The organism is Bacteroides sp. OF04-15BH (assembly GCF_003477995.1).
In the GTDB taxonomy this organism is placed as follows: domain Bacteria; phylum Bacteroidota; class Bacteroidia; order Bacteroidales; family Bacteroidaceae; genus Paraprevotella.
In genome coordinates, this window is record NZ_QUEM01000009.1 from 1 (window position 1) to 26,714 (window position 26,714).

Genomic DNA, 26,714 nt, shown 5'->3' on the forward strand with positions numbered 1-26,714 from the left:
CTAATTTTCAGGCGGTTTTTTAATTCCGCCAACAGGTTTAACCGACTGCACTAAGACCGCAAAGTTTGCCCTTTTGGGAACTCCGACAAAGGATTTTACAAAAAACCGGAAGTCCGGCGGCACAACGAAGCGAGTTTTTCTGTAGCTTTGCAGTCGTAAACGCTAACAGACATGATACGCAAATTTGATTTCTTGATTATCGGTTCGGGCGTAGCCGGCATGAGTTATGCCCTGAAAGTGGCCCGTTCCGGAAAAGGCAAAGTAGCCTTAGTATGTAAAACAACGCTGGACGAAGCCAATACTGCCAAAGCGCAGGGTGGAATCGCTTCGGTAACGAATCTGAAAGTAGACGATTTCCAGAAACATATTCAGGACACCATGATCGCAGGTGATTACATCAGCGACCCGAAGGCCGTGGAAATGGTCGTGAAGAACGCTCCGCAGGGTATCAAGGACCTGCTGAAATGGGGTGTAAACTTCGACAAGAAGGAAAACGGAGAATTTGACCTGCACCGCGAGGGAGGACACTCTGAATTCCGCATCCTGCACCATGCCGATGACACGGGTTTTGAGATTCAGCGCGGCCTGATGGAGGCGGTACGCAACGAACCGAACATCACGATTCTGGAAAACCATTTTGCCGTAGAAATCATTACGCAGCATCATCTGGGCGTAGAGGTGACCCGCCGCACTCCGGACATTGAGTGCTACGGTGCGTATATCCTCGATCCCGATACCCAGAAGATTGATACCTTCCTGTCTAAAGTGACCCTGATTGCCACCGGAGGAACAGGAGCCGTTTACGCCACAACCACCAACCCGAATATCTCTACAGGTGACGGTATCGCCATGGTTTACCGTGCCAAAGGTACGGTAGAGGGTATGGAATTCGTACAGTTCCACCCTACCGCTCTGTATCATCCGGGCGAAACTCATCCGGCCTACCTCATTACCGAGGCCATGCGTGGTTATGGAGGTATTCTGCGTCTGCCTAACGGTGAGGAATTCATGCAGAAGTACGACAAACGCCTCAGTCTGGCTCCACGCGATATTGTGGCACGCGCCATCGATAAGGAAATGAAAATCCATGGTCTGGATCATGTTTGTCTGGACGTAACACACAAGGATCCCGAAGAAACCAAGAAACATTTCCCGAATATCTATGCCAAGTGCCTCAGCATCGGTATCGACATCACCAAGCAATATATTCCGGTAGTTCCGTGTGCCCACTATATGTGTGGCGGAATTAAAGTGGATCTGCACGCTGAATCAAGCATTCATCGTCTGTATGCCGTGGGCGAATGTTCCTGCACCGGTCTGCATGGCGGTAACCGTCTGGCCAGCAACTCGCTCATCGAAGCTGTGGTCTATGCCGACGCGGCAGCCAAGCATAGTCTGGAAAACATCGACAAATATACCTTCAACGAACAGGTTCCGGAATGGAATGACGAGGGTACATTGAGTAACGAAGAAAAGGTGCTCATTGCTCAGGATATGAAGGAAGTGGGACAGATTATGAGCAACTATGTAGGTATCGTGCGCAGCGACCTGCGTCTGAAACGTGCATGGACCCGTCTGGACCTGCTCTACGAAGAAACCGAAGAACTCTTCAAGCGGGTTAAAGCCACCAAGGACATCTGCGAATTGCGCAACATGATCAATGTGGGTTATCTCATTACCCGTCAGGCCATCGAGCGGAAGGAAAGTCGCGGACTGCACTACACCATCGACTATCCGAAGCATGCTTACGACCAGAAATAAGACACGATTATAAAATTTAATTTGCATGAAGTAAAGGAGATAACGGCATGAAATTATCCCGACTTCAAGACATGATATAGATAAGATGAACTGAAAGACTATTCCGGATCCGGGAGGAAACGGGATAGTCTTTCGGTTCTTATATTGTTTTCAAGGTATAACAATTTTTTTATGGTAAAGGAAATGACTGAAGGGTCTCCCTTCAAACTGATCTTCAATTTCGCTCTCCCATTGATTTTAGGCAGCATCCTGCAACAGACCTATAGTCTGATTGATGCAGCCATTGTGGGAAAATATCTGGGCATTAACTCATTGGCTGCCGTGGGCGCCAGCACCTCGGTGGTGTTTCTCATCATCGGGTTCTGTCTGGGATGCTGCTGTGGCTTCGGTATCCCCGTGGCACAGACTTTCGGAGCACGCGACTACAAAAGCATGCGCCGCTATATCAGCAACAGTCTGTGGCTGGCATTAGGCATCTCTGTTTTTCTGATGATTGTCACTTCTTTGCTGTGTCACACCATCCTGAAGCAGATGCAGACACCCGATGAAATCTTTCGTGATGCGTATCTGTACCTGTTGGTAACATTCATCGGCATCCCGTTTACATTCTTCTACAACCTGCTTTCGAGCATCATCCGGGCATTGGGCGACAGCCGTACCCCGTTCAACTTTCTGATTCTGGCGGCCGTATTGAACATTCTGTTGGATCTGTTCTGTATTCTGGTGCTCGACTGGGGAGTAATGGGTGCCTCTATTGCTACCGTCTTCTCCCAAGCCGTATCCGCCATACTGTGCTTCATCTATATGTTTCGCAAGTTTCCGCTTCTGAAAATGGATGCCGAGGACAAACGGTATGACTGGCACTATGCCAAAGGACTGTTGGCAATGGGCCTTCCTATGGGCCTGCAGGTTTCCATCACCGCCATCGGAAGTATCATGCTGCAAAGCGCAAACAATGCACTGGGCACTACCTGTGTGGCTGCCTTTACTGCGGCTGTGCGCATTAAAATGTTCTTTATCTGCCCGTTGGAGAATATGGGTATTGCCATGGCTACCTATTGCGGACAGAATCTGGGAGCCGGACAACTGAAACGAATCAACTGGGGCGTGCGGGCCAGTTTTTCCATGATTATCGCCTACTGTCTGGTATGTCTGGTGATTTTATACACCGCAGACAAAACCCTGTTGCTGATGTTTGTCTCTCCCGAAGAAACCGAAATTATCAACAAAGCTTCTCAGTTTTTGAGAATATCCAGCACATATTACATTCCGCTCGGATTGCTTTGTATTCTGCGATACAGTATTCAGGGATTGGGATTCAGTCGTCTGGCCATGCTTTCCGGCGTTTTTGAGATGGTAGACCGTGTAGCCGTGAGTCTCTTTCTGGTGCCGATGTTAGGCTATACTGGAGTGTGCTACGGCGACCCTTCAGCATGGCTGGCAGCTGATGTATTCCTCATTCCGGCCTTTATCTTAGTGCATCACAAACTGGCACGCAGAAGATACCGGCAACAGCAGGCTTGTCTTCAGGAAGCTTCCTGAAGCTTCTGAAATTATTATCCGAAAAGGAACGGACTTATATCGCTCTATAAACAACCGAATCGGGTCATCATTCACCTTTTTGAATGATGACCCGATTCGGTTGTTATTCTATTTTCATATAGCAGTCAGACTGTATCTGCTTTCGTTTCTTTATCAGGCTTTCTCACGCCAGAAGTCAGGCATAAAGAGGAACAGCACCGTAAAGATTTCCAAACGGCCAACCAGCATCAGGAAACTCAGTAACCATTTTCCAAAAGCCGGCACAGCAGAAAAGTTCGAAGCCGGACCTGTTGATCCCAATCCCGGACCGGCATTGCTCAAACTCGTGATGCACGAACCGAGAGCCGAATCCAAATTCAATCCCATCATGGTAAGTAAGCAAGTGCCGATCACCACGATGACCAGATAGAGGAACAGGAATGCCAGCGCACGAAGCACCTTATTCTCCGGAAGTACGTAGCCCGACAAGCGTACAGGAATCACGGCACGAGGATGCAACTGTTGCTTGAATTCATTCTTGGCATCCTTAAGACACACCAGCATGCGAATCACCTTAAATCCACCACTTGTCGATCCGGCACAAGCTCCTATGAAGAGGATGATGAGTGTAGGCATCCAGAACACTTCTCCCCAGGCCACATAATCAAAGTTCGCCGCCTGGAATCCGGTGGAAGTAAGCAGGGAGGTTACCTGAAAGAGCGAGGTGCGGAACGTGTCCTCAAAACCTTCGGGGAGTACAGTCAATTGCTCGGGTGTGACAGACATCTGATAACGGGTGTAATAGAACAGTCCCGCAAACACAGCCACGGCAGCCAGAGTGAAGCAAGTGTACCAGCGTAACTCCTCATTGCGATAGAACACCTTTCTCTTTCCAATACTCAAGTAATAGTAAAGCGAAAAGTTTACTCCCGCAATAAACATAAAGAAACTGCACACATACTCTATGTAAGGAGAGTTGAAATAGGCCAGACTGTTCTGATGCGTACCATATCCACCCGTAGCAATGGTGGTCATGGAATGGCAGATCGCATCAAAGAAGTTCATCGGGCCTACCCAATAACTGAGCATACACAAAACTGTAATGAGTATGTAAATCACAAGCAGCCTGCGGGCCGTATCCCCAATCTTGGGTCGGAGCTTATCCACATCCAATCCCGTTACCTCGGCAGAGAAGATCTGCGTATTCTTCAACTCATACACAGGAATCAGGGCAAACGAGAAGACTACGATACCCAGACCACCCAGCCACTGTATGATGCTTCGCCAAAAGAGAATGCCATGCGGCTGGTCGTTGATGTTATTCAGCACCGAAGCTCCCGTAGTGGTGAAACCCGACATGGTCTCAAAAAAGGCATCTTCTATGGTAGTCGTCGTTCCGTAAAACAAAAACGGCAACATGCCCAGAAACGAGAAAATCACCCACACCAGAGCTACAATCAAAAAACTGTCCTTGCGTGTCAGTTTGGTTTTCGGACTCCTTTTTCCAATCAGGAAAAGTCCTCCTCCCACCACAAAGGTAATCAGCGTGGAATAGAGCAGTGCCTCCAAGTCCTGATCGCCGCAACGATGTTTATAAAATAAAGACACTCCCGACGAAAGCAACATGAAGACCGCCTCCATCAGAACGAGAATTCCAAAAATCTTCGATTTCATAGAATAGTTATTTCTTCTTTCTATATTCTTAGTAAGGAAGGCATGACATTAATAAGATACGGAAACTTCGAAACCTGCCTCACGTACCTGTTCTCCGATACGGTCGAGCACTTCCTTTCCGGCCTTGCGCAAGTCGTGATCGGGTGTTTCGCGGTCGATGGTATAAATCATCACCTGCCGTGGTTTGATTTCCTGAACCACTTTCAGCCAGGGCTCCACAAATTCCGGAGTGGTATTATCCACAGACTTTCCCTGCGTGCTGCCCGTCATGAACATGGTCTGGATAATCACATGACCGGAGAAGGCTTTCAGCTGGTCGATAATCTGCTGCACGTCATAATGCCCGGTAGGACGGTCCACAAGTTCAATATAATCCGGATTCACCGTGTCGAGTTTCTGGATATTATTATCCACTTTCAACAGGGCGTTGAAAACTTCGGGTTTCAGCACTTGGGTGGCATTGCTCAGCACACTGATTTTCGCTTCCGGAAAATAATGGTTACGCAGGCGTACCACATCCTCAATGATTCCGGCAAACTCCGGATGCAAGGTCGGCTCTCCGTTTCCGGCAAAAGTCAATACATCGGGGTGCGGACCGTTTTCATGCATATCTTTCAAGCGCTCCTCAAGCACGGTATATACTTCCTCACGGGTGGGAAGCGGGCGGTGAGGTCTATGGTCCTTATTGAAGCCACACTCACAATAGACACAATCAAAAGTGCAGAATTTTCCGTCTTCAGGCAGCAGGTTTATTCCTAAGGAAACTCCTAGTCTGCGGCTGTGCACCGGTCCGAAAACCGGAGACGGGTAAATAATTGTAGACATAGCAATCTGTTTTTAATTTATCAATCCCGCAAAATTAATGATTTATTTTCTTCTTGAAGATGAATCCGTATTATTAATTTAAATTTTGACACGCAGCTGCAAATAAAGATCCTGCTTGAGGGAACCGGCAATCCGCTGACGACCGGAAGATATTTCCATAACCCCGAAATATTTGCTCAAACCATACTTTATCATCAGCATGACCCGTTTCCCAAAATCCAGACGCAGCGTGCCCGAAGTGCGCAGCACCGGATCATAGAAGTTGTTGAAAGAGAAGGAGTAAAGTAAACCCGGCTCATAAAGAGAAAGACTGCACAGACTGCCGTCGGCATGAATATAGGCACAGGTCAACGTAGTTTTCAACAGGCTGTTCATAACCCAGGAAAAAGATTCTCCGATCAGGGCACCATACTTCCGGCTTTCTCCTGCCTTCTGTGCGCCCACTCCGGAACATTCCGTTTGCAGTACCATCTGTTCCGTGGGCCGATATACGTACTTCAGGCGCAGGCGGTGTGTCTCATGAAAAACATTGAACTTTTCCTTTTTCTTAAAGGAATAAGTCAGGGCATAGCGCATCCGGTCATTCTGCTTCACATCACACTGAACCCTCACCTGATAGCCCGAACTGCTATGATCGAGCCCGTACTTGGGCCAGGGAAAATAATAATAGTCGAAGGCAGCCTTCAGCTGAACAAACCGCCAGGGCTGATACTCTGCTCCCAAATAAACACCGCTTTCGTTCTGTGTTTTACTTCCTTCGGAAAAGGCAGAAGCATAAGGAGCATAGTAACGGTAAGCATACAAACGATACAAGGCAAACAGCTTGAGATAGGCCAGAGGACGGTAAAGAAGCTTGTCTACCGTGGCCCATCCGTGATACAGCCCGCTGTAAGCCAGCTCTCCCGAAAACGCCCAATTTCCCCAAGCCACACCGTAGTCGGCCGACAGTCCCCAAAATCTTTTTCCGCTTGGAGCATACCGTTTATAAAGTTGCGTGCCTGTTGAAAACTCACGATTCCAATGCTGATAATACCCCGTCATTCCCGTTTTATAATGAGGTCTGTTATAAGAAAGATGCGCTCCATACAGACTGTTGAAAACATTGTTCTTGCGAAAATATTCCGTCCATGTCCGATGATAACCGTCTGTTTTCAAGCTCTCTATATTTCCGTCATCGTCCAGAGAGGCATCTGTTTTCCGAAAAGACACAAAAGGAGAAAAGCGCCAGTCGCCCCATTTCAGGGTAGCGGCCATTCCCCGCATAAAATAGTATTCATCCGTTGACGTATGCTTGTTGATAACCTGACGGTTCATCGTGATATCAAATTCCTTTCCCATAGAAAAAGCGGAACCGAAAAGCAGTCCTTCGCCGGTTCGTACCCGATAGTCGCCCAAGGCCAGTGTTTCCCAAAAAGCCCAGTTTTTCAACAACAGATGAAAACTGTATGAATCATAACCTTTATTCAGATTATTGGCAAAAGGTTCACCGGCATCTTTCACGGCAGTCAGTCCCCAATACAAACGATTCCGGTAGTCATATTGCAGTTTCACGTAATGATAAAGCGCATTTCCCAGATACTTTTTATCAGGAGTTTTCAACAAGATGCTATCCGGATAATTTTTGTATCCATCTCGTTGATAAAGAGGAATATCCAAACGAGTTGTAAACGAATAGTGTCCTTCTTTCAACAGATTTTTCAACGAAACAGACGACTTTTCAACAGGGTTATCATCAACGTAAAGAAAGAATTTGAGGAACTCCCGCCTTTCATAGTCCAAACTCTCGATGAACTGAAGTTCTCCCAACGACTTCATCGGTCCGTATTGATAGAGATAAGCCAGAATATCTTCAATTTGTACGGATTCCAAAAAGAAGAGCCGTTCCAAATCATTTTTCGTAACGGTGTTGATGTTCAAAGGCTGCTCGCGCAGGTGATACAAATCCTGCAAATCTTCGTCCGAAACAGGGCGTTCATAGAAATCCTGCTGAGCAAACTTTTCTAAATAATAATCCCAGGAAAGTTCCTGAGCCAACAAGTTATCAACAAAGCATAGCACTGAAAAACAAGCTATTACTATAGTTTTCAACAACATCTGTTGATAGTTTGAAAAACCCCTATTCTGCTGAACCATACAAACAAATGTCTTTAAAATTTAAAACGCAGAAGATATTCACAAAAACATGTGCCTACCAAACAATTAAATTTATAAATTTGCACCGACATTATGAAATGGTATGTTCCGCTGATATGGATGATGGTGTCTTCACTTCCGGCTCACGCCCAATACGAAGATACGGACGACTTGGGAAGTGCTCCCGAGCTGCAGCTTCGTGTTGTTTTCTATAAAAAAGTGCAGAAGGAATTCTATAAAGGTGATTCCATCGAGGTGATTATCATGCCGGAACTGCCTGTGTATCCTCCGCTGAAGTTCAAGAACAAACGCGAGGTTGCCCGCTACAACAAGCTGATAAGAAACGTAAAGCGCACACTGCCTTACGCCAAACTGGTGAACCGAAAGATTTTGGAAACCTACGAGGAACTGGAGAAACTGCCCACTAAAAAGCAGAGAGATGCCTACATGAAAAAGGTGGAAAAAGACCTCAAAACCGAATACACTCCAGTAATGAAGAAACTGACTTATGCTCAGGGCAAATTGCTGATCAAACTGATTGATCGGGAGTGCAACCAGTCTTCCTTTCACATTGTGCAGGCATTCTTCGGCAGCTTCAAAGCCGGATTCTATCAAAGTTTTGCCTGGCTGTTTGGTGCCAGTCTGAAGAAAGAGTACGACCCGGAATATGACGACCGCATGGTGGAACGTGTAGTGCGGCTTGTTGAATCCGGCTCCATATAATCCGCATCTATTTTCTACAAAACACGCGAAGTTACTTTTTGACAGTTTGTCAACAACAGACGCTCAGACTATAAAATATACAGTCCTGAAGGCTTCTGATTGTAAAAACGGCAGTCTCAGAAAGGCATTTTCGATACAAGACTCTGTCAGTCAGTTTATTGCTCTCGAAAATAACGTTTTTGAAAAACGACAAACAGAAATACGGAACTCCCATTCGGAGTTTAAAAACAGGATAATCCCCCGTTTTGAACAAGTAATGTTGAAAACTTATTCAAAACGGGGGATTATTCTTTGAATTGATGCTGATGAAATTCACCAACCATCCTGATGCTTTTGGTAAACCATCGTGTTCATTGCTGCATAAAAATACGTATATTCTGCATTGAGGAGCGGAAAAATGAATATTTATAATGCCGCCGGATTTCTCTTTGTGTACTTTTCCAAAAAGCAGTGGAAAGCAAACCAAAGAATATTTCAGCAGAATGTTTCGTTTCCCGGTTTTTCCCTGACTTTCCTTTCTCCGGAAATCCTCCGGTCCTCTCTCCCCGCTTCTGACGTTCAACCAAGGTTATCAACAGTTATCAACAAAAGGTAATAACTATATAAACACCTGAATTACAAAACTATACGATATAGCAGTTTTGTTATAAACAACAGTTATCAACAGTTATGAACCGATCTTGAGAATCCGTGCAAACTCCCAAATAAGGATACCGGCAGTGACCGACACATTCAACGAGTGCTTGGTTCCGAACTGAGGAATCTCAATGCAGCCGTCGCACATATCCACAACCTCCTGCTGCACGCCCTTCACCTCATTTCCCAAGATAATGGCATATTTCTTTTGCGGGTCCAAAGAAATGTTCTGCAACATGGTGCTGTGCTCCACCTGTTCGATGGCAAGCACCTCATAACTCATTGCTTTCAGCTCATTTACAGCATCTTGTGTACGTTTAAAATACTTCCAGTCCACCGATTCCTCGGCTCCCAGCGCCGTTTTATGAATCTCGGCATTAGGCGGAACAGCCGTAATGCCGCACAGATAAACCGCCGAAACGGCAAAGGCATCCGATGAGCGGAATACCGATCCCACATTATATAAACTTCTGACCTCGTCGAGTACCACCACCAGAGGCAGCTTGTCTATTTTCTTGAACTCCTCCTTCGATACACGGTTCAGTTCCGTAATTTTCAGCTTTCTCATGACTATTATCAATAAATTGTTCACAAAGATAATAATAACCCGTTTAAAACCTGTTCAAAACCCGTTTATAAATAAGGAATACAATTTAAAAAATAAATTTGTTTGCTAATAATCAAACAGTTAATATAAAAATTCGGGAGATAGACAAATTAATTATCAAAAGATGATAACAAGATTTAAACGAGATTTTCATCTGTTTTTTACCACTTTTTTCTATTAAAGTTTTTAACTTTGCATTTTATCAACATATCGTTGAAAAATCAAGGAAAAGACCGGATATGCCCATCATTATCAAAGGATAAGCGAAAGATTGGATTGTCGATAAGTTGTTCATTACTTATTCTCCAGAAATAATAACGTAAAAAGCAAATTATCAGACACTTTTTTCTGAACACTTTCAACAGGCAATAAATATCATCATAAGGTTTTTCTAAAAAATAAAAGAATAAATATATTAATAATATGATTAAAGAAGATTGGTTGAAAAAAGGTTATGTAGATGAACCGGTAGATGCAGCATTGGATCTGAAGCAGGAAATCCGGAATTTGTGCCAGCAGAAGAATGCAGTAATCATGGCGCACTACTACACCGACGGGGCAATACAGGATTTGGCAGACTTTGTGGGCGACAGTCTGGCACTGGCGCAAAAGGCAGCTAAAACCACCGCAGATATTATTGTGATGTGTGGTGTGCATTTTATGGGCGAGACCAACAAGATTCTCTGTCCGGATAAAAAAGTACTGGTTCCCGACCTGAATGCCACTTGTTCGCTGGCAGAAAGCTGTCCGGCCGACCGTTTTGAAGAATTTGTCAAGGCGCATCCGCAGCACACCGTTATTTCTTACGTCAATACGACAGCAGCCACCAAGGCGCTGACCGATGTGGTAGTCACCTCGAGCAATGCCAAGCAGATTGTGGAGAGCTTTAGCGAAGATACACCGATTATTTTCGGTCCGGACAAAAATCTGGGTGGCTATATCAATTCTGTAACCGGTCGTAATATGTTGCTCTGGGATGGAGCCTGCCACGTGCACGAGCGCTTCTCGGTAGAGAAAATCATCGAACTGAAGAAACAATACCCCGATGCCAAGATTCTGGTGCATCCGGAATGTAAGGGAGCCGTGGCCAAGCTGGCAGATAAAGTGGGCTCTACAGCCGCTTTGCTGAAATATGCCATCGAACAGCCGGCCAAGGAGTATATCGTGGCTACAGAGAGCGGTATCTTGCATGAGATGCAGAAATCCTGCCCGGACAAGACCTTTATCCCGGCTCCTCCTTCGGACAGCAACTGCGCTTGCAATGAATGTAACTACATGCGCCTGATTACTCTCGAAAAGCTGTATAACACCTTGAAGTATGAATGGCCCGAAATCAAGGTGGATCCTGCGGTTGCGGAGAAAGCTATCAAACCGATAAACAAGATGTTGGAAATCTCCGAAAAACTCGGACTTTAATAATTCAATGAAGGAGAAGGGGCGTTTCCCCCTCTCCTTTTTTTATGTGTTTTTTACGGATTGCAAAAATAAAGGATAACACGATGAATATTCGAAAAGCAAAAACAACGGATTTGGACCATCTGATGGAGCTGTTTGAGGTGGCCAAGCAGTATATGGTGGCCAGCGGTAACCCGAACCAGTGGATTCAGGGATACCCTTCCAGAGAGCTGGTCGGCGAACAGATTGCGCAGGACTGGTGCTATGTCTGTGAGGAAGAAGGGCAGATTGTGGCTACATTCTGTTTTATCCCCGGACCCGACCCCACGTATGCGCATATCGAAGGACAGTGGCTGTCGAACACTCCCTATTATGTGATACATCGCATTGCCTCCAACGGAAAGGTGAAAGGGGTGGCCGACTATTGTCTGCGTTGGTGCCGTGAGCGGTGCCGCTCGCTGCGTGTGGATACCCATGAGGACAACAAGCCCATGCAACACATATTATATAAGAACGGTTTCCGTTACTGTGGCATCATCCGTGTGGCCAACGGAACAGAGCGGCTGGCTTTTCAGGTAGATTTCTAAATATACCCTATATAGGGTATTGTCCTCGGGGCCTTCTTTCCCTAACTTTGCAAAAAACAAATGAAGCTTATGGAAAGAAAGAAACTGCATTTTGAAACCCTCCAGCTCCATGTGGGACAGGAGCAGGCCGACCCGGCAACCGGAGCGCGTGCCGTACCTATTTATCAGACAACATCGTATGTTTTCGACAACTGTGCTTCGGCGGCAGCCCGCTTTAATTTGACCGAGGCAGGCAATATCTACGGTCGCCTGACCAATTCCACCCAGGGAGTGCTCGAAGAGCGCGTAGCGGCTCTCGAAGGCGGTGCAGCGGCTCTGGCCGTGGCATCAGGGGCGGCAGCTATTGCCTATGCCATTCAGAATCTGGCCTTGGCAGGGGATCATGTGGTTTCGGCAAATACCATTTACGGAGGAACCTATAATCTGTTGGCCAATACACTTCCCCTGTCGGGAGTGACCACTACCTTTGTAGATCCTTCGGATATCAGCAATTTTGAACAGGCGATTCGCGAAAATACCAAACTGATTTTCATTGAGACGCTGGGTAATCCGAACTCCAATATCATTGATATGGAAGCTGTGGCTGCCATAGCGCACAAGCACGGCATTCCGCTGGTGGTGGACAATACCTTCGGAACTCCTTATCTGATCCGTCCTTTGGAGCATGGAGCTGATATCGTGGTGCATTCGGCCACTAAATTTATCGGTGGCCACGGCACAAGCTTGGGAGGTATTATCGTGGATTCCGGCCGTTTTGACTGGAAGGCATCGGGTAAGTTTCCTCAGTTTACCGAGCCCGATCCGAGCTATCATGGCGTGCGCTTTGTGGATGCAGCGCCGGGACTGGCTTATATCGTCCGTATCCGTGCCATCCTGCTTCGCGACACAGGAGCTGCCATCAGCCCGTTCAATGCATTCCTGCTTCTGCAGGGTGTGGAGACACTTTCCCTGCGTGTAGAACGTCAGGTAGAGAATGCTCTGAAGATTGTTTCTTTCCTGAGCCGTCATCCGAAGGTGAAGGCCGTAAATCATCCGTCGTTGCCTTCGCATCCCGATCACGCGCTCTATCTGCGTTATTTCCCGAAGGGAGCCGGGTCGATCTTTACGTTTGAGATTGCCGGAGGTACCGCCGAGGCGCACCGCTTTATCGATTCGCTCCAGATTTTCTCATTGCTGGCCAATGTGGCTGATGTAAAGTCACTGGTGATTCACCCGGAGACGACCACACACTCGCAGCTGACTGCCGAGGAACTGGCCGAACAGAATATCACTTCGGGCACCATCCGTCTTTCTATCGGTACAGAGCATGTGGACGATTTGATAGAAGACCTGTCTCAGGCTTTTGAGCAGATTTGAGCGTAATTTCCTTAGACCATACTTTAACTTTACGGATATCGCCCTGCAGAGACCTCAGGGCACAAAAAATCCGCTTTAGGTGTATTGCATACTGGCATACCCTAAAGCGGATTTTTTGATAGTATGGCGGGGTCATTCCCTAGATATAATATTCCATTACGTCTACAATACCGGCCTGTACGGCATAGCGCACGGCTTCCTGGGCATTGTTTACATCGAGCTTGCGGAAGATATTCTTGCGATGGGTCATTACCGTATAAACGCTGGAATATCGCTCTGCGGCAATCTCTTTGGTGGTTTTACCCAAGGACATGGCCTTCAGAATCTCTTTTTCTGTGGCGGTAAGTGGAGATTTCTCATTCTTTTCAGAGGTTTCCATCCAGATGAGCAGCTTCTGGTTGACAAACTGGCGTCCGCTGCGGATATCGGCGTATGCCTGATGAATTTCCTGAAGCGTGGAGTCTTTGAGCAGGATGTGAAAACGTTTGTTGGTCAGCAGAATCCTGCGGGCAAAATCCTTGCTCAGATTATCGCAGAACAGGATAAAATGGGCCTTCGGAAAGCGTTGGTTCATGACCAGCAGCTGTTCGGAGGTGAGGTTCATCAGGGTATAGTCCAAAAACACGGCGGATTCCGGACAGTGAATCAGTTCCTGAACGAGCTGTTTGTCCTCTTCGGGCAGAGAAATCCTGCCACAGTCCGGATATTGGCTCAGAATGCTTCTCAGTCCTTCACGGGTGATTTCCTGTTTGTCCAGAATAATGATGTCCATAGGCGTGTTTATTTGATTCGTTTTTCTATCAGCTGATAGTTCATGATGGATAAAAGAGTGACAATGCCCAGACAGAGTAGGCAGCATCCGGTGTGGCTCCATTCGTTGACCTTGAAATGCAACAGGATCTGCACCACGGGGAAATGATACAGATAAAGCCCATAGGTGACATTGGGCACTTCGCTGAAACGGCTCAGCACTTTTGCGTTCAGAGACAGTTCCATGATGATGACGGCATAGCAAAAGGCGGTGAGATATTCCCAGGAATCGTAGTAGGAGCCCACCAGGAATACGACCACGGAAACCGGAAGCAGCCACTTGACCTGACTGTGTACCTGCTGATAGTAGAAATAAATGCACATACCGGCCAGGAAGTAGATGTATTGCCCTCCGATCTGTCTTTTCAGCATCAGATACAGCGAACTGCCTGAGTGCTGGTACAGATACTCAAACACTTCGTTATAAATTACCGTAATCAGGAAAATACCTGCCAGAACCCACCGTTTCGGATATTTGCGGAACAGATAGTACAGAAACGGTACGGTGACATAAAACATGATGTCAATTTTCATGGTCCAAAGGGAACCGTTGACGGCCTGAGACTCGTTGTGGGTAAAGACACCGGGCAAGTCTGGACCCAGGAAATTCAGAAACGTCAGATTGGCGACCAGATAGCGGTAGCTCTGCGATGAAGTGAAATACTCTGTAAAAGAGTATTCACTGAGCAGTGAGCAGCCGAAGAAGCAAAGAAGCACCGTAAAGACATACGAGGGAACCAGGCGCTTGAAACGTCTTTTGGCGAACTCCTTGGCTCCGGGATGCTTGAAATAACTGTAAAAAGTGAGGAAACCGGTCAGGATAAAGAATGCCTTGATGCGGTATCCTCCTTGAAGCAGCCAGAACACATCATGCCCCGACAGAATGTTGTAATGAAAGATAATCAGTGCGTAAGCAAAGACATAACGTATGAAGTTTACTCCGTTTTTTCGGGGAATGACGAGATTCTTGTTTATCATTTATCGGATCATTATTATTTTGGTTACCACACTCTCCTTGCCTTCTTCATCGGTGGCCATGACACTGTACACGCCGCTGGCTACACGCTTGCCTTGTTTGTTGCGTCCGTTCCAGGTAAAGATACCGCCGTTGGAAGTGCCCGAGGTGATGAGCTGTCCGTTGGAAGAGGTGATTTTTACACTGCTGTTGGCGGTCAGACCTTTAATGGTGATATAGCCGTTATAGTCAGGTTTCACCGGATTCGGATAAGCCAGTACCCCACTCTTTTCCAGACTCTCTTCCGGTTCTGAGGCATCGTTGTTATAGGCCACCAGTCCCTTGTCGGTAGCTATCATTACTCTTCCTGTGGCCGGATCAATGGCAATGGAATTGATGTTGTTGGAGATGAGCGGAGAATTATCAACGGTAAAATGATAGATGGTCTCCAGACCGTCGGCACTCACCAGATACACGCCGCTTGTGGTTCCGATCCATTTCCGGTTGGCACCGTCTACGGCGATACACGTCACCGAGGTATTGTTCAGCAGATAGTCGGCATAATTGGTACCGTCGTTTCTGGGCACCTTGATCTGTGTGTAGTGAAAACTGTTGCTCATGAACTCATCCGGATTGGAAATAACAAACAGTCCCAGATTGGTTCCTACCCATATTTCTCCGTTCTTGTCTTCGGTCATGCAGTAGAACACATCCGGTGTATAGGTTGTTCCATCCTGGTTGGTAATGCTGCTTCTGAAGATGGACTGGTCATCGGAATCGTCACTCATGGTTCCGTTATAGTCCAGCATATACATGCCCGGCTGGTATCTTCGTGAGTTGATCCACACCCGGTTCTTCTGGTCGAACATAATGAAGTCAAAGGTAGGCAGGCCCTTGAGTTTCTCATCATAGATTTTAACCCAGCTGCCGTCAGCCTTGATGATGTTGATGATGGTGTCCACCTGATTGTTGATAAACCACAGATTGTTGTCCCGGTCGTAGATGGCGCCTGCCGTGCTGACGTATTGTCTTTTCAGTACATCGTTCGGATTGATGGAAACCAGCCGGCTATTATCGCAGGAATAGTGTTTGAGCAGTTGTCCGTTCTGGAACTCATAAAGTCCCATACGGGCAGAAGTGACGAAATGATGGTTGGGATCTCTTGGGTCCTGCGCCATGTTTACCGTGTTGATATACGGAACTTTGGTTGCTGTGGCTATTTCGTTTCCATCCTGGAAATTGGTCCATTTGCCGTCGTCATAATACATGACGGTACCGTCGTACTTCACTCCGTTATAGTTCAGACTTCCTCCCACAGCCAGCAGTCGGCTGCCGGTGTAGTTGATAAAGTTGAAGTAATTTCTGACCGGACTGTTGGGAACGATGGCTTCACCGATAGCTTCCAGTTTGTTCTGACTGCTTAATTTATACGGTTGCAGGCCTGCATATCCCATGCTCATCCAATAAGTTCCGTTGCTGTAGCTGATGTCCGTAAACGAATTGCTTTGCGCAATGGCAGTACGCTGATTGGCTTTCTGGAAAATATAGATATTGGAACTGTTGGCTGCTATCATCACTCCGTTGGAAACCTGGAATATATTTACTTTTTTTTCATCCGTGGCGATGAAATCATTTCCGGCGGCATTCAAGCGGAACAGAGATGCAGAGGTATTGTTACCGTAGAGATTGCCGTCAAAAACGAGCAATTCTGTCAAATAATGGCTGACCAGTTTTTTCCAGTTGCTTTTATCCAGCAGATTCTGCGTTCTGTCTCCTCTGTATACACCTGATGATGTGGCTGCATATATACTGTTTTTATAAATGGTAGCCGCATTGGTCTTCACATCCAAAGTATAAGTATTGGTGATGATTTCCTGTTCCAGATCCAGCATGACAACTCCAAAGCCGGTTGAGAGTAAAGCATACTTTCCCACTACGTTTACTCCGTTAATGTCTTTGTTGTTGATGTTCTTGTCTTTATATTGAGGAATGTTGATTACTGTCTCATCATCGCGCAAAATATCAATATTACCGTCAGAATAGACAATAATCAACTTCTTTACTTCCTCATTATACTTGATAAAGGATATCTGGAACTCGTTCAGCAGATTGGTTTTGTCATACAGATACAGTTCCTGATCCGCTGGCTGATAGGATATCAGATCGTTGTTACAAAGAGAATATACCTTTCCTTTGCTGGATACGTTTTTTTGTGAATTATGATACGAGGGGTAAATCTCCCATTGATACATTTTCTGTGCTGCAACAGGGAGCAAATGCAAGCATCCGATGATCAAAAAGAAATGGAATAATATTCTGTTCATAACGACATTTATTAGAGATTTTATTGGGAAAGATATTCACACAGTTTTTTAACGGCATTTGCGCGATGGCTGATTTGGTTCTTGGCTTCGTTGCCCATTTCGGCAAATGTCTCAGAAAAGCCGTCCGGACGGAAAATCGGATCGTAGCCAAAGCCGCTGTCGCCCTGCTTCTCTTCGGTAATGTTTCCATGGACGGTTCCTTCAAAAAGATGGGTATCTCCACCTTCTATGAAAGCGATGACGGTTCTGAAACGTGCTTTCCGGTTGGCCTTTCCCTGCATTTCCTGCAAAAGCTTTTTCATGTTGGCTTCCGAATCATGCCCTTCTCCTCCGGCATAACGGGCAGAATAAACTCCAGGAGCGCCGTTCAGAGCTTCAACTTCCAGTCCGGTATCATCGGCAAAACAGTCCAGATGATAATGCTCATATACAAAGCGTGCCTTGATGAGCGCATTTCCTTCGAGGGTTTCTGCCGTTTCGGGAATATCTTCGTGGCAATTGATGTCTTTTAGAGAGAGAACATCGATCTGTTGGCCTAGTATAGCTCGGATTTCTTCTAGTTTATGGTTGTTGTTGGTTGCAAAAACAAGCTTTCTTTTTTCCATAGGGCTTATTTAACTTTAATCTGATCAAATCCTTCTCCATATACGCCTACTACATTGCTTTGCGATACAAAGGCTTTGGGATCAATTTGGTTGATCAGTCTGAAAATAATGACACTTTCTCTTCTTTTGGCCAGGATGACCAAAACTTTCTTCGGTTCCTTACTGTACCAGCCTTCACCATAAAGTACGGTTACTCCGCGCGAAACATCATGGCTGATTGCTGCCGCGATTTCATCGTATTTATTGGAGAAGATCAGGAACTGGACTGATTGGCGTGAAGAGTTCATGACATAGTCCAGCATGACGTTTGATACGACCAGGGTAAAGAAACCGAATACCACTTTCTCCCAGTCATGGAAGACGATATAACTGGAGGATACGATGATAAAGTCACAAATCATCAGAATACGCCCCATGGTGATATCTTTGTATTTGTTGACAATGGCGGCAATGATATCCGTTCCTCCGGTACTTCCGTTGTTCAGGAATACGATAGCCAGTCCGAATCCTTCCAATGCGCCACCGATTATTGCGGCCATGAAGGCCTGATCACCGACGATGCGGGGCAAATTGCCCTGTTCGTCGGCAATCAGTTCCTGGAATCCGGCCAGTAATAGGGTAAGAGCAATGATGGCATAGATGCTTTTGACGCAGAACTTAAAGCCCAGCACCTTGATGGCAGCTATGAGCAAAATAGAGTTGATGACCAGGTAAGAATACTGTACCTTGATACCGGTGGCAAAGTAAATCAACGAAGAAATACCCGCCACACCTCCGGTGGTCACTTCATAGGGAATCAGGAAGATAGTTACTCCCAGGGCATAACAAAGCAGCCCGATCATGATAAGCGCATAGTCTTTAGTCTCTTGCCATGCATTAATCTTAAAGTGTTTCATTTTAATTTTATTTGGTTAAATCCGTTTCCATAAACACCTTCTGCCCTACTTGTTGAAACAAATGCATTCGGATCTACTTCGTGAATCATACGCAAGATATGAATGGATTCATTCTTGTGTACGATGGTAATCAATACCTTGGTCGGTGTGTGGCTGTAATAGCCTTCACTGTCGATTACCGTTACCGAGTGACTCGTTTCATTAATAATGCGTTCACTTAACTGAACGTGGTCTTTCGTAAAGATGATAAACTGCACATCTTGTCGCGAACTGTTGACAATCATATCGAGCGTGTAGTTGCAGATAACCAGAACTACATAGCCGAACACCACCATTCTCCAGCTGTCAAAGAAATAGTAGCAGGAAGAAATGGTCAGAATGTTGATGTAAATCATCACGCGGCCCAGACTGATATTGCGGTATTTGGTGACGATGGCCGCCACGATATCCAGTCCACCGGTACTACCGTTGTTTACAAATACCGTACCGATACCGAATCCGCAGATGATGGCTCCCAGCACGCAGGCCATGGAATCCTGTCCGGGACCGAGTAACTGCAGGAATTGTCCCTGGTCGTCCTTCATGATGTTTTGTGCCACATCGAGGAAGAAAGACAGCGCAAAGATAGCGTATGTGGTTTTCAGCACAAACCGGTATCCCAGCTCTTTGATGGCAAATACCAGCAGGAACACGTTGGCGATACAATAGGATAACTGAATGGGGATGCCTGTCAAGTAATACAAGATGGCACACATACCCGTCAAGTCACCTGTTGTCATCTTGTAGGGCAGCAAGAATGCTGCCCAACCGATGGCGTAACAAATCAGTCCAAAGTTAATGGCTACGAAGTCTTTGGCTTCGGTCATTACAGCCGCTTTGGTCAATTTCTTCGGCTTTAGCTTTTTTATGTCGTTGAACATTGCTATTTGATTACGATGTTTACAATTCGTTTCGGAACAATGATCACTTTCACAATCTGCTTGCCGTCAATATACTTCTGAGTCTGTTCGTCAGCCAGAACCGTTTCCTCGATGGTCTTCTGGTCGGCATCTGCCGGGAAGTCCATGGTGAAGCGTGTCTTACCATTAAACGAAATACTCAGGCGCATATTGTCTTCTACCAGATATTTCTCGTTGAATTTCGGCCACTGTGCGTCACAAACCGTAGTGGTATGACCCAACTGCTCCCACAATTCTTCGGCGATGTGCGGAGCGAACGGAGCGATCAGCACTACAAGCTGCTCCAATACCTGCTTGTTCTTGCACTTCAGCTGTCCCAGTTCGTTCACACAGATCATGAACGCACTGATCGAAGTATTGTATGAGAAGGCCTCAATGTCGGCGCTTACTTTCTTGATCAGCTTGTGCAGCGACTTCAGTTCTTCTTTGGTAGCCTCACCTTCTTCCGGCAGGAACTTGCCGTCGCGGCTGAAGTAGAGCGACCAGAATTTCTTCAGGAAGCGGTGGCATCCGTCAATACCGTTGGTATCCCAAGGCTTGCTCTGCTCTACCGGACCCAGGAACATTTCGTACAGACGCAGAGTATCGGCACCGAACTTCTCGACAATCATATCCGGATTGACCACATTGAACATACTCTTACTCATCTTCTCGATGGCCCATCCGCAGATGTACTTGCCGTCTTCGAGGATGAACTCGGCATTGTTGTATTCCGGACGCCAGTTCTTGAAGGCTTCTACGTCGAGCACGTCGTTTGTCACGATGTTCACATCCACGTGCAGCGGTGTGGTGTCGTACTGATCCTTCAGACCCAGAGAAACGAAGGTGTTGGTGTCCTTGATACGATATACAAAGTTGCTTCGTCCCTGAATCATACCCTGGTTCACCAGTTTCTGGAACGGCTCTTCCTTCACGCTGTAACCGTAGTCATAGAGGAACTTGTTCCAGAAGCGGCTGTAGATCAAGTGACCGGTAGCATGCTCTGTACCGCCCACATACAGGTCTACATTCTGCCAGTAAGCGTCAACCTTCGGATCAACAAGTGCCTTGTCGTTCTTCGGATCCATATAGCGCAGGTAATAAGCCGAACTTCCGGCGAATCCCGGCATGGTGTTCAATTCCAACGGGAAGATGGTCTTGTTGTCGATCAGTTCGTTGGCTACCACCTTGTTGTTTACGGTGTCCCAAGCCCAGTTTGTAGCGTGTCCCAATGGAGGCTCACCGGTTTCGGTAGGCAGGAATTTGCTTACTTCCGGCAATTCCAGAGGCAGACAGCTTTCCGGAATCATATAAGGCATGTTGTCCTTGTAATATACCGGGAACGGCTCGCCCCAATAGCGCTGGCGGCTGAAGATGGCATCACGCAGACGGAAGTTCACCTTCACGCGTCCCAGATTGTGTTCCTTTACATATTTCTTGGTAGCAGCGATGGCCTCTTTCACAGTCAGACCGTTCAGAGAGAAGTCGATATAAGGAGTCACTCCCTCTTTCGGTGAATTGGTTACGATACCTTCCTTGGCATCGAAGCTCTCTTCGCTCACGTCGCATCCCTCAACCAACGGAACGATCGGCAGGTTGAAATGCTTGGCAAAAGCATAGTCGCGGCTGTCGTGTGCCGGAACAGCCATGATGGCACCGGTACCATAACCGGCCAATACATAGTCGCTGATCCAGATCGGGTTGGCCTCTCCTGTAAACGGATTGATGGCGTAAGAACCGGAGAACACACCGGTTACACGGCGGTCGGCAATACGCTCACGCTCGGTACGCTTCTTGGTTGCCTCGAGATAAGCCTCCACTTCGGCCTTCTGCTCGGCTGTAGTAACCAATGGAACCAGTTCGCTTTCCGGAGCGAGAACCATAAAGGTCACACCGAACATGGTATCCGCACGGGTGGTAAAGATGGTGAATGAACGGTCGCTGTCCTTGATCTTGAACTCCACTTCAGTACCCTCCGAGCGGCCGATCCAGTTGCGCTGAGTCTCTTTCAGAGAATCAGTCCAGTCGATGGTATCCAGTCCGTCGAGCAGTCTCTGTGCATAAGCGCTGACACGCAGACACCACTGGCGCATCTTCTTCTGGACTACCGGGTAACCTCCACGCTCAGAAACACCGTCCACTACCTCATCGTTGGCCAATACGGTTCCCAGTTTCGGACACCAGTTAACCATTGTCTCGCCCAGATAGGCAATACGGTAATTCATCAATGTTTCCTGCTGCTGCTTTTCGCTCATGGCTTTCCACTCGTCGGCAGTAAAGGTGAGTTCCTCACTGCAAGCCACGTTCAAGCCTTCCGTACCCTGCTGTTCGAAGTGAGCAACCAGTTTTTCGATAGGCTGTGCCTTTTGGCAGTCATTGCAATAGAAACTTCCGAACATCTTCTGGAAGGCCCACTGGGTCCAGTGATAATAGTTCGGTTCGCAGGTTCTGATCTCACGGTCCCAGTCAAAGCAGAAACCGATTTTGTCCAGCTGCTCGCGATAACGGTTGATGTTGGCAGCTGTTGTGATGGCCGGATGCTGTCCGGTCTGGATGGCATACTGCTCGGCCGGCAGTCCGTAGGCGTCATAGCCCATCGGGTTCAGCACGTTGAAGCCCTGCAGTCTTTTGTATCTGGCATAAATGTCCGAAGCGATGTATCCCAGCGGGTGTCCCACATGAAGGCCCGCTCCACTTGGATAAGGGAACATGTTCAGCACATAGAATTTCTTTTTCGATTCGTCTTCTGTCACTTTGTACGTATGGTTCTCAACCCAACGTTGATGCCATTTCTTTTCAATTTCTCTGAAATTGTATTCCATTGTGAGTTTTGTTTTATGATAATTATTATGTTGTCTGCAAATGAATGGGCGCGCTCCCCTACTCGTTGATCCAGATATGTTCGATTTCGGCAACGATCACTTTATGCAGGTTGCCTTTCTTTTCTCCGTACCAGTTTTTCAGGATTTCCGGGTCCAGAAAATCCGATTCGCGCATTTCTCCCTCATAGAGCTGCTGGCATTCCAGAGTCATGCGTGCCTGTTCGTAAGTGATGCCGTCGGTTTCCGTAAATACCGGTTTCAGTCCGCTTTCCTTTACTTTATCCAGGTCCCTACCCGATTTTGAGCCGCAGAGCGTATAGATTTTCCGTGCCTCTTCTTCCTTGCCCAGGAAAGAAAGCGACAGTTTGCGGTTCTTTTTCAGAAACTCGTAGGTGTATCTTTCCGGACGGACAAAGATAAAAGCCACGGGTTTGTTCCACAGCCACCCTATTCCGCCCCATGATGCGGTCATCATGTTAAAACACTCTTTGGTGCCGCCGGTTATCAGCATCCATTCCTTACCGATTGTTTCAAAGATATTTTCTTTGAATTCAGAGGGTTCAATCTGTTTCATTTTTTCTTTTTATTAATAAGGTGCAAAGATATAAAAAAACTATTATCAAGAGCGAATTCTTGCTTTAAAAACCGCCGTCAGCGGGTGTATAATTTTTCTCTGCAAGGCCTTTCCCGGTCATTCCGATTGACATAGGTCAAGAAATGGTGTGTTTTTTTCTAATTTAGCTTGCTTTTTTTTCGGGAAAATGAATTTCGCCCTACCTTTGCAGTGTTCAAAGGAACAACGAGAGATTTAAAGTAAAAAGATTGTTAGTAAATTGATAATTAGTAAATTATCGTTGTAGGGATACAATGGAATTTAATGTTTAGGGTTTTAGAAAAAAATTGAGAGATTTAGGATTGATTGTCGGGGCGCTTTTAAAGTGGTCCCGTTTTTTATTTTTGTCAATCTGTGCAAAAAAGCCACAACTTGGCTCTTCCCGGTTTCGGGAAGAGTATTTTTTTGTAATTTTGCGCGAACTTATTTTATAAATCACTAGTTTATGGCAAAAGACGGGCTCACCCCCATGATGAAGCAGTTCTACGATTTGAAGGCAAAGCATCCCGATGCGGTGCTGTTGTTCCGCTGTGGCGACTTCTACGAAACGTACAGCAGCGATGCTGTCTCTGCTTCTGAAATATTAGGAATAACTCTTACAAAAAGAAATAACGGAGGCAAGGGTGGGGAACCTATTGAAATGGCCGGTTTCCCGCATCATGCCTTAGACACTTATCTGCCCAAACTGATTCGGGCGGGTAAGCGCGTAGCCATTTGCGACCAGCTGGAAGATCCGAAACTGACCAAGACACTGGTCAAGCGCGGTATTACGGAGTTGGTTACTCCCGGTGTGGCAATGGGAGATAATGTACTGAATTATAAGGAAAACAACTTCTTGGCTGCGGTTCATTTCGGAAAGAACAACTGCGGTGTATCTTTTCTGGATATCAGCACCGGCGAGTTCCTGACTGCGGAAGGAACCTTTGAATATATCGACAAACTGCTTGCCAACTTCTCTCCCAAGGAAGTGCTGTATGAACGGGGAAAGCGGGGCATGTTCGAAGGGAATTTCGGAACAAAATATCTTACATTCGAGTTGGAAGACTGGGTTTTTACCGAAATGACTGCCAACGAGAAACTGCTGAAGCATTTCGAGGTGAAGAACCTGAAAGGTTTCGGTGTGGATCATCTTAAATCCGGAATCATTGCTTCGGGAGCAATCCTGCAATATCTGGAAATGACGCAACACAGCCAGATCGGACACATCACCTCATTGTCGCGCATCGAGGAAGAGCGCTATGTGCGCCTGGATAAGTTCACCGTGCGCAATTTGGAGTTATTGGGTTCGATGAACGAAGGCGGCAACTCCCTGCTGAATGTCATTGACCGTACGATTACTCCGATGGGAGCGCGTCTGCTCAAACGTTGGCTTCTCTTTCCGCTGAAGGATGAAAAGCCCATCAACGAGCGTCTGGATGTGGTGGAATACTTCTTTAAGGATCTGGAATACAGAGAGATTATCGAAGAGCAGCTCCATCTGATCGGTGATCTGGAGCGTATTATCTCCAAGGTTTCCGTGGGACGAGTGTCGCCCCGCGATGTGGTACAGTTGCGCACGGCGCTTCAGGCCATTGAACCGATAAAGGCCGCCTGCGAGCAGGCCGAGGACCCGACTTTGAAACGTATTGGCGAACAGCTCAATCTGTGTGCTTCCATCCGCGACCGTATTGCCCGCGAAATCAAGGCCGATCCGCCTTTGCTGGTCAATAAGGGTGGGGTCATTGCCGAAGGAGTAAATGCTGAGCTCGATGAGTTGCGCCATATTGCTTACGAAGGCAAAGACTATCTGTTGCAAATCCAGCAGCGCGAAACCGAAGAAACCGGAATCCCCAGTTTGAAGATAGGTTACAATAACGTCTACGGATATTACCTTGAGGTACGAAATACTCATAAGGACAAAGTACCAGAGGGTTGGATCAGAAAACAAACTCTGGTCAATGCCGAGCGTTACATCACTCAGGAACTGAAAGAATATGAGGAAAAGATTCTGGGAGCCGAAGACAAGATTCTCTCTTTGGAGCTGAAACTTTTCAATGATCTGATCCTTTCCTTGGCCGAATATACTCCTGCCATTCAGATCAACGCCAACCTGATTGCCCGTTTGGACTGTCTGCTTTCCTTTGCTCTGGTGGCTCAGGAAAACAATTATATCCGTCCCACAATCGAGGACAGCGATGTGCTGGAGATTATTCAGGGGCGCCATCCGGTGATTGAGAAACAGCTGCCGGTAGGGGAGCGCTATGTGGCCAATGATGTCTATCTGGACTGTGAACAGCAGCAAATCATCATCATTACGGGTCCGAATATGGCCGGTAAATCGGCTTTGCTCCGTCAGACCGCTCTGATTACCCTGATGGCACAGATCGGCTCTTTCGTGCCGGCCGAGCGTGCCCGCATCGGTATGGTGGACAAGATATTTACGCGCGTGGGAGCCAGCGACAACATCTCCTTGGGCGAAAGTACCTTTATGGTGGAGATGAACGAGGCATCCAACATTCTGAACAACCTGTCGTCCAGAAGTCTGGTACTGTTTGACGAGTTGGGTCGTGGTACGTCCACTTACGACGGCATCAGCATTGCCTGGGCCATTGTGGAGTATATCCATGAGAACAAGAAAGGCAAGGCGCGCACGCTTTTTGCCACTCACTATCACGAGCTGAATGAGATGGAACAGATATTCCCACGCATCAAGAACTACAATGTTTCCGTGCGCGAGGTAGATGGTAAGGTGATCTTCCTGCGTAAACTGGAGCGAGGCGGCAGCGAGCATTCCTTCGGTATTCATGTGGCCAAACTGGCCGGTATGCCTAAAAGTATCGTGAAGCGTGCCAATGTGATTCTGAAGGAATTGGAGTCGGGTAGTGGTAAAGAGCAATTGGCTGCGTCCTTGAAAGAAGATCCCAAGAAGACACAACCCGTCCAGCTCAGTCTGTTCCAGTTGGACGATCCGGTATTGTGTCAGGTGCGCGATGAGATTCTTCATCTCGATATCAATAATCTGACCCCGATAGAGGCTTTGAATAAATTGAACGAAATCAAACGTATCGTATTGGGCAGATAAACAGAAAAAGGCCATAGCACGCTTTCATTTAAAGCTGCTATGGCCTTTTTGTTACGTATCCGTAGGGAATGATACAAACAAACTTTTCGGGCCTTTCTGCGCTGTTTTTGTATCATTTATTTCCAGATTCTTTTTGGGAAAAAACGGTTGCTGCAGTTTCCTTTTCAAATGATCGGGATGATTTTCCAAAAACATCGAAATGTTTTTTTCCGATTATCCTGATGTTTTTCCGAAAAGACCGAAAAGAAAATCCTGTTTCATTCAAAATACTGATAATCAGTAGTCTGTATATTTTCTGTTTTCAGAGCTATAGAATGGAACAACTGTCTGATTTTTTCAAAAAACTTTTTTCAGTTCCTGTATTTTTTATTTATGGAGCAGATTCATTTTAGACATCGTTTTGTCTAAAGGTTCTGTGTTTATGTACCTGTTTCATAGGCTGCAAACTGGTCTTCGTTCTCCGATACTGTTT

General features: G+C 46.6%; 19 protein-coding genes. 7 read left to right on the forward strand and 12 right to left on the reverse strand.

Features of this window, described 5'->3' with window-relative positions; genetic code table 11:
• The first annotated feature begins 171 nt into the window (after window positions 1-171).
• Both nadB and DXA74_RS05575 read left to right on the forward strand, forming a co-directional pair.
• Window positions 172-1,761, forward strand: coding sequence for an L-aspartate oxidase (nadB, locus tag DXA74_RS05570; protein WP_118525794.1), 1,590 nt, complete (start codon window positions 172-174; stop codon window positions 1,759-1,761).
• Between the two features lie 171 nt (window positions 1,762-1,932).
• On the forward strand, window positions 1,933-3,303 hold the full coding sequence (locus tag DXA74_RS05575; RefSeq protein WP_118525795.1) for an MATE family efflux transporter: 1,371 nt from the start codon (window positions 1,933-1,935) through the stop codon (window positions 3,301-3,303).
• A gap of 153 nt (window positions 3,304-3,456) precedes the next feature.
• On the opposite strand, the gene DXA74_RS05580 is transcribed toward DXA74_RS05575, so the two are convergent.
• From DXA74_RS05580 to DXA74_RS05590, 3 genes are all read right to left on the reverse strand, one after another.
• Window positions 3,457-4,956, reverse strand: coding sequence for a TrkH family potassium uptake protein (locus tag DXA74_RS05580; RefSeq protein WP_118525796.1), 1,500 nt, complete (start codon window positions 4,954-4,956; stop codon window positions 3,457-3,459).
• Between the two features lie 48 nt (window positions 4,957-5,004).
• The gene (locus DXA74_RS05585; RefSeq protein WP_118525797.1) at window positions 5,005-5,781 is read right to left on the reverse strand and encodes a radical SAM protein; all 777 of its coding nucleotides are present in this window, start codon (window positions 5,779-5,781) and stop codon (window positions 5,005-5,007) included.
• A gap of 78 nt (window positions 5,782-5,859) precedes the next feature.
• Window positions 5,860-7,875: a helix-hairpin-helix domain-containing protein gene (locus DXA74_RS05590; RefSeq protein ID WP_158576022.1), complete on the reverse strand. Its 2,016-nt coding sequence runs from the start codon at window positions 7,873-7,875 to the stop codon at window positions 5,860-5,862.
• 132 nt (window positions 7,876-8,007) lie between these two features.
• Between DXA74_RS05590 and DXA74_RS05595 the strand changes: the two genes are divergently transcribed.
• Window positions 8,008-8,637, forward strand: a complete 630-nt coding sequence (locus DXA74_RS05595; protein ID WP_255420791.1) for a DUF4294 domain-containing protein — start codon at window positions 8,008-8,010, stop codon at window positions 8,635-8,637.
• Between the two features lie 667 nt (window positions 8,638-9,304).
• On the opposite strand, the gene DXA74_RS05605 is transcribed toward DXA74_RS05595, so the two are convergent.
• A complete protein-coding gene (locus DXA74_RS05605) occupies window positions 9,305-9,841 on the reverse strand; it encodes an RNA methyltransferase (protein WP_118525800.1) in 537 nt (178 codons plus the stop codon).
• Between the two features lie 462 nt (window positions 9,842-10,303).
• Here DXA74_RS05605 and nadA point away from each other — a divergent pair, with 462 nt between their 5' ends.
• The 3 genes from nadA (at window position 10,304) to DXA74_RS05620 (ending at window position 13,218) form a co-directional block, all read left to right on the forward strand.
• Entirely contained in the window at window positions 10,304-11,296 is a 993-nt protein-coding gene (gene nadA, locus DXA74_RS05610; RefSeq protein WP_118525801.1) for a quinolinate synthase NadA, read from the forward strand.
• Window positions 11,297-11,379: 83 nt separating this feature from the next.
• Window positions 11,380-11,862: a GNAT family N-acetyltransferase gene (locus DXA74_RS05615; RefSeq protein WP_118525802.1), complete on the forward strand. Its 483-nt coding sequence runs from the start codon at window positions 11,380-11,382 to the stop codon at window positions 11,860-11,862.
• Between the two features lie 69 nt (window positions 11,863-11,931).
• Window positions 11,932-13,218 carry an O-acetylhomoserine aminocarboxypropyltransferase/cysteine synthase family protein gene (locus tag DXA74_RS05620; protein ID WP_118525874.1) on the forward strand — a complete coding sequence of 429 codons (1,287 nt, stop codon included), beginning with the start codon at window positions 11,932-11,934 and terminating at the stop codon, window positions 13,216-13,218.
• A 139-nt stretch (window positions 13,219-13,357) separates the two neighbouring features.
• Here the strand turns inward: DXA74_RS05620 and DXA74_RS05625 are convergent, their stop codons facing one another.
• Genes DXA74_RS05625 through DXA74_RS05660 form a run of 8 tightly spaced genes read right to left on the reverse strand, consistent with a single transcriptional unit; the run spans window position 13,358 to window position 23,142 of the window.
• On the reverse strand, window positions 13,358-13,990 hold the full coding sequence (locus DXA74_RS05625; protein ID WP_118525803.1) for a response regulator transcription factor: 633 nt from the start codon (window positions 13,988-13,990) through the stop codon (window positions 13,358-13,360).
• An 8-nt stretch (window positions 13,991-13,998) separates the two neighbouring features.
• Window positions 13,999-15,006: an acyltransferase gene (locus tag DXA74_RS05630; protein ID WP_118525804.1), complete on the reverse strand. Its 1,008-nt coding sequence runs from the start codon at window positions 15,004-15,006 to the stop codon at window positions 13,999-14,001.
• Window positions 15,007-17,307 (reverse strand): two-component regulator propeller domain-containing protein, encoded by a 2,301-nt coding sequence (locus DXA74_RS05635; RefSeq protein ID WP_118525805.1) that lies wholly within the window; start codon window positions 17,305-17,307, stop codon window positions 15,007-15,009.
• A 20-nt stretch (window positions 17,308-17,327) separates the two neighbouring features.
• Complete coding sequence (locus DXA74_RS05640) at window positions 17,328-17,912, reverse strand: non-canonical purine NTP diphosphatase (RefSeq protein ID WP_118525806.1); 585 nt, start codon at window positions 17,910-17,912, stop codon at window positions 17,328-17,330.
• A 5-nt stretch (window positions 17,913-17,917) separates the two neighbouring features.
• On the reverse strand, window positions 17,918-18,808 hold the full coding sequence (locus DXA74_RS05645) for a YitT family protein (protein ID WP_118525807.1): 891 nt from the start codon (window positions 18,806-18,808) through the stop codon (window positions 17,918-17,920).
• Window positions 18,805-19,728 (reverse strand): YitT family protein, encoded by a 924-nt coding sequence (locus DXA74_RS05650; protein WP_370448488.1) that lies wholly within the window; start codon window positions 19,726-19,728, stop codon window positions 18,805-18,807. Before DXA74_RS05650 ends, DXA74_RS05645 begins: the two co-directional genes overlap by 4 nt.
• 2 nt (window positions 19,729-19,730) lie before the next feature.
• Window positions 19,731-22,568 (reverse strand): leucine--tRNA ligase, encoded by a 2,838-nt coding sequence (gene leuS, locus DXA74_RS05655; protein WP_118525808.1) that lies wholly within the window; start codon window positions 22,566-22,568, stop codon window positions 19,731-19,733.
• A gap of 58 nt (window positions 22,569-22,626) precedes the next feature.
• Window positions 22,627-23,142 carry a flavin reductase gene (locus DXA74_RS05660; protein WP_118525809.1) on the reverse strand — a complete coding sequence of 172 codons (516 nt, stop codon included), beginning with the start codon at window positions 23,140-23,142 and terminating at the stop codon, window positions 22,627-22,629.
• 484 nt (window positions 23,143-23,626) lie between these two features.
• Here DXA74_RS05660 and mutS point away from each other — a divergent pair, with 484 nt between their 5' ends.
• On the forward strand, window positions 23,627-26,242 hold the full coding sequence (gene mutS, locus DXA74_RS05665) for a DNA mismatch repair protein MutS (RefSeq protein WP_118525810.1): 2,616 nt from the start codon (window positions 23,627-23,629) through the stop codon (window positions 26,240-26,242).
• The last annotated feature ends 472 nt before the right edge of the window (window positions 26,243-26,714 follow it).

What these genes read in the sequence shown, in the direction of transcription:
- nadB (WP_118525794.1), top strand. Translation starts at nt 172, where the DNA reads ATGATACGCAAATTTGATTTCTTGATTATCGGTTCGGGCGTAGCCGGC.
- DXA74_RS05575 (WP_118525795.1), top strand. Translation starts at nt 1,933, where the DNA reads ATGGTAAAGGAAATGACTGAAGGGTCTCCCTTCAAACTGATCTTCAAT.
- DXA74_RS05580 (WP_118525796.1), bottom strand. Translation starts at nt 4,956, where the DNA reads ATGAAATCGAAGATTTTTGGAATTCTCGTTCTGATGGAGGCGGTCTTC.
- DXA74_RS05585 (WP_118525797.1), bottom strand. Translation starts at nt 5,781, where the DNA reads ATGTCTACAATTATTTACCCGTCTCCGGTTTTCGGACCGGTGCACAGC.
- DXA74_RS05590 (WP_158576022.1), bottom strand. Translation starts at nt 7,875, where the DNA reads ATGTTGTTGAAAACTATAGTAATAGCTTGTTTTTCAGTGCTATGCTTT.
- DXA74_RS05595 (WP_255420791.1), top strand. Translation starts at nt 8,008, where the DNA reads ATGAAATGGTATGTTCCGCTGATATGGATGATGGTGTCTTCACTTCCG.
- DXA74_RS05605 (WP_118525800.1), bottom strand. Translation starts at nt 9,841, where the DNA reads ATGAGAAAGCTGAAAATTACGGAACTGAACCGTGTATCGAAGGAGGAG.
- nadA (WP_118525801.1), top strand. Translation starts at nt 10,304, where the DNA reads ATGATTAAAGAAGATTGGTTGAAAAAAGGTTATGTAGATGAACCGGTA.
- DXA74_RS05615 (WP_118525802.1), top strand. Translation starts at nt 11,380, where the DNA reads ATGAATATTCGAAAAGCAAAAACAACGGATTTGGACCATCTGATGGAG.
- DXA74_RS05620 (WP_118525874.1), top strand. Translation starts at nt 11,932, where the DNA reads ATGGAAAGAAAGAAACTGCATTTTGAAACCCTCCAGCTCCATGTGGGA.
- DXA74_RS05625 (WP_118525803.1), bottom strand. Translation starts at nt 13,990, where the DNA reads ATGGACATCATTATTCTGGACAAACAGGAAATCACCCGTGAAGGACTG.
- DXA74_RS05630 (WP_118525804.1), bottom strand. Translation starts at nt 15,006, where the DNA reads ATGATAAACAAGAATCTCGTCATTCCCCGAAAAAACGGAGTAAACTTC.
- DXA74_RS05635 (WP_118525805.1), bottom strand. Translation starts at nt 17,307, where the DNA reads ATGAACAGAATATTATTCCATTTCTTTTTGATCATCGGATGCTTGCAT.
- DXA74_RS05640 (WP_118525806.1), bottom strand. Translation starts at nt 17,912, where the DNA reads ATGGAAAAAAGAAAGCTTGTTTTTGCAACCAACAACAACCATAAACTA.
- DXA74_RS05645 (WP_118525807.1), bottom strand. Translation starts at nt 18,808, where the DNA reads ATGAAACACTTTAAGATTAATGCATGGCAAGAGACTAAAGACTATGCG.
- DXA74_RS05650 (WP_370448488.1), bottom strand. Translation starts at nt 19,728, where the DNA reads ATGTTCAACGACATAAAAAAGCTAAAGCCGAAGAAATTGACCAAAGCG.
- leuS (WP_118525808.1), bottom strand. Translation starts at nt 22,568, where the DNA reads ATGGAATACAATTTCAGAGAAATTGAAAAGAAATGGCATCAACGTTGG.
- DXA74_RS05660 (WP_118525809.1), bottom strand. Translation starts at nt 23,142, where the DNA reads ATGAAACAGATTGAACCCTCTGAATTCAAAGAAAATATCTTTGAAACA.
- mutS (WP_118525810.1), top strand. Translation starts at nt 23,627, where the DNA reads ATGGCAAAAGACGGGCTCACCCCCATGATGAAGCAGTTCTACGATTTG.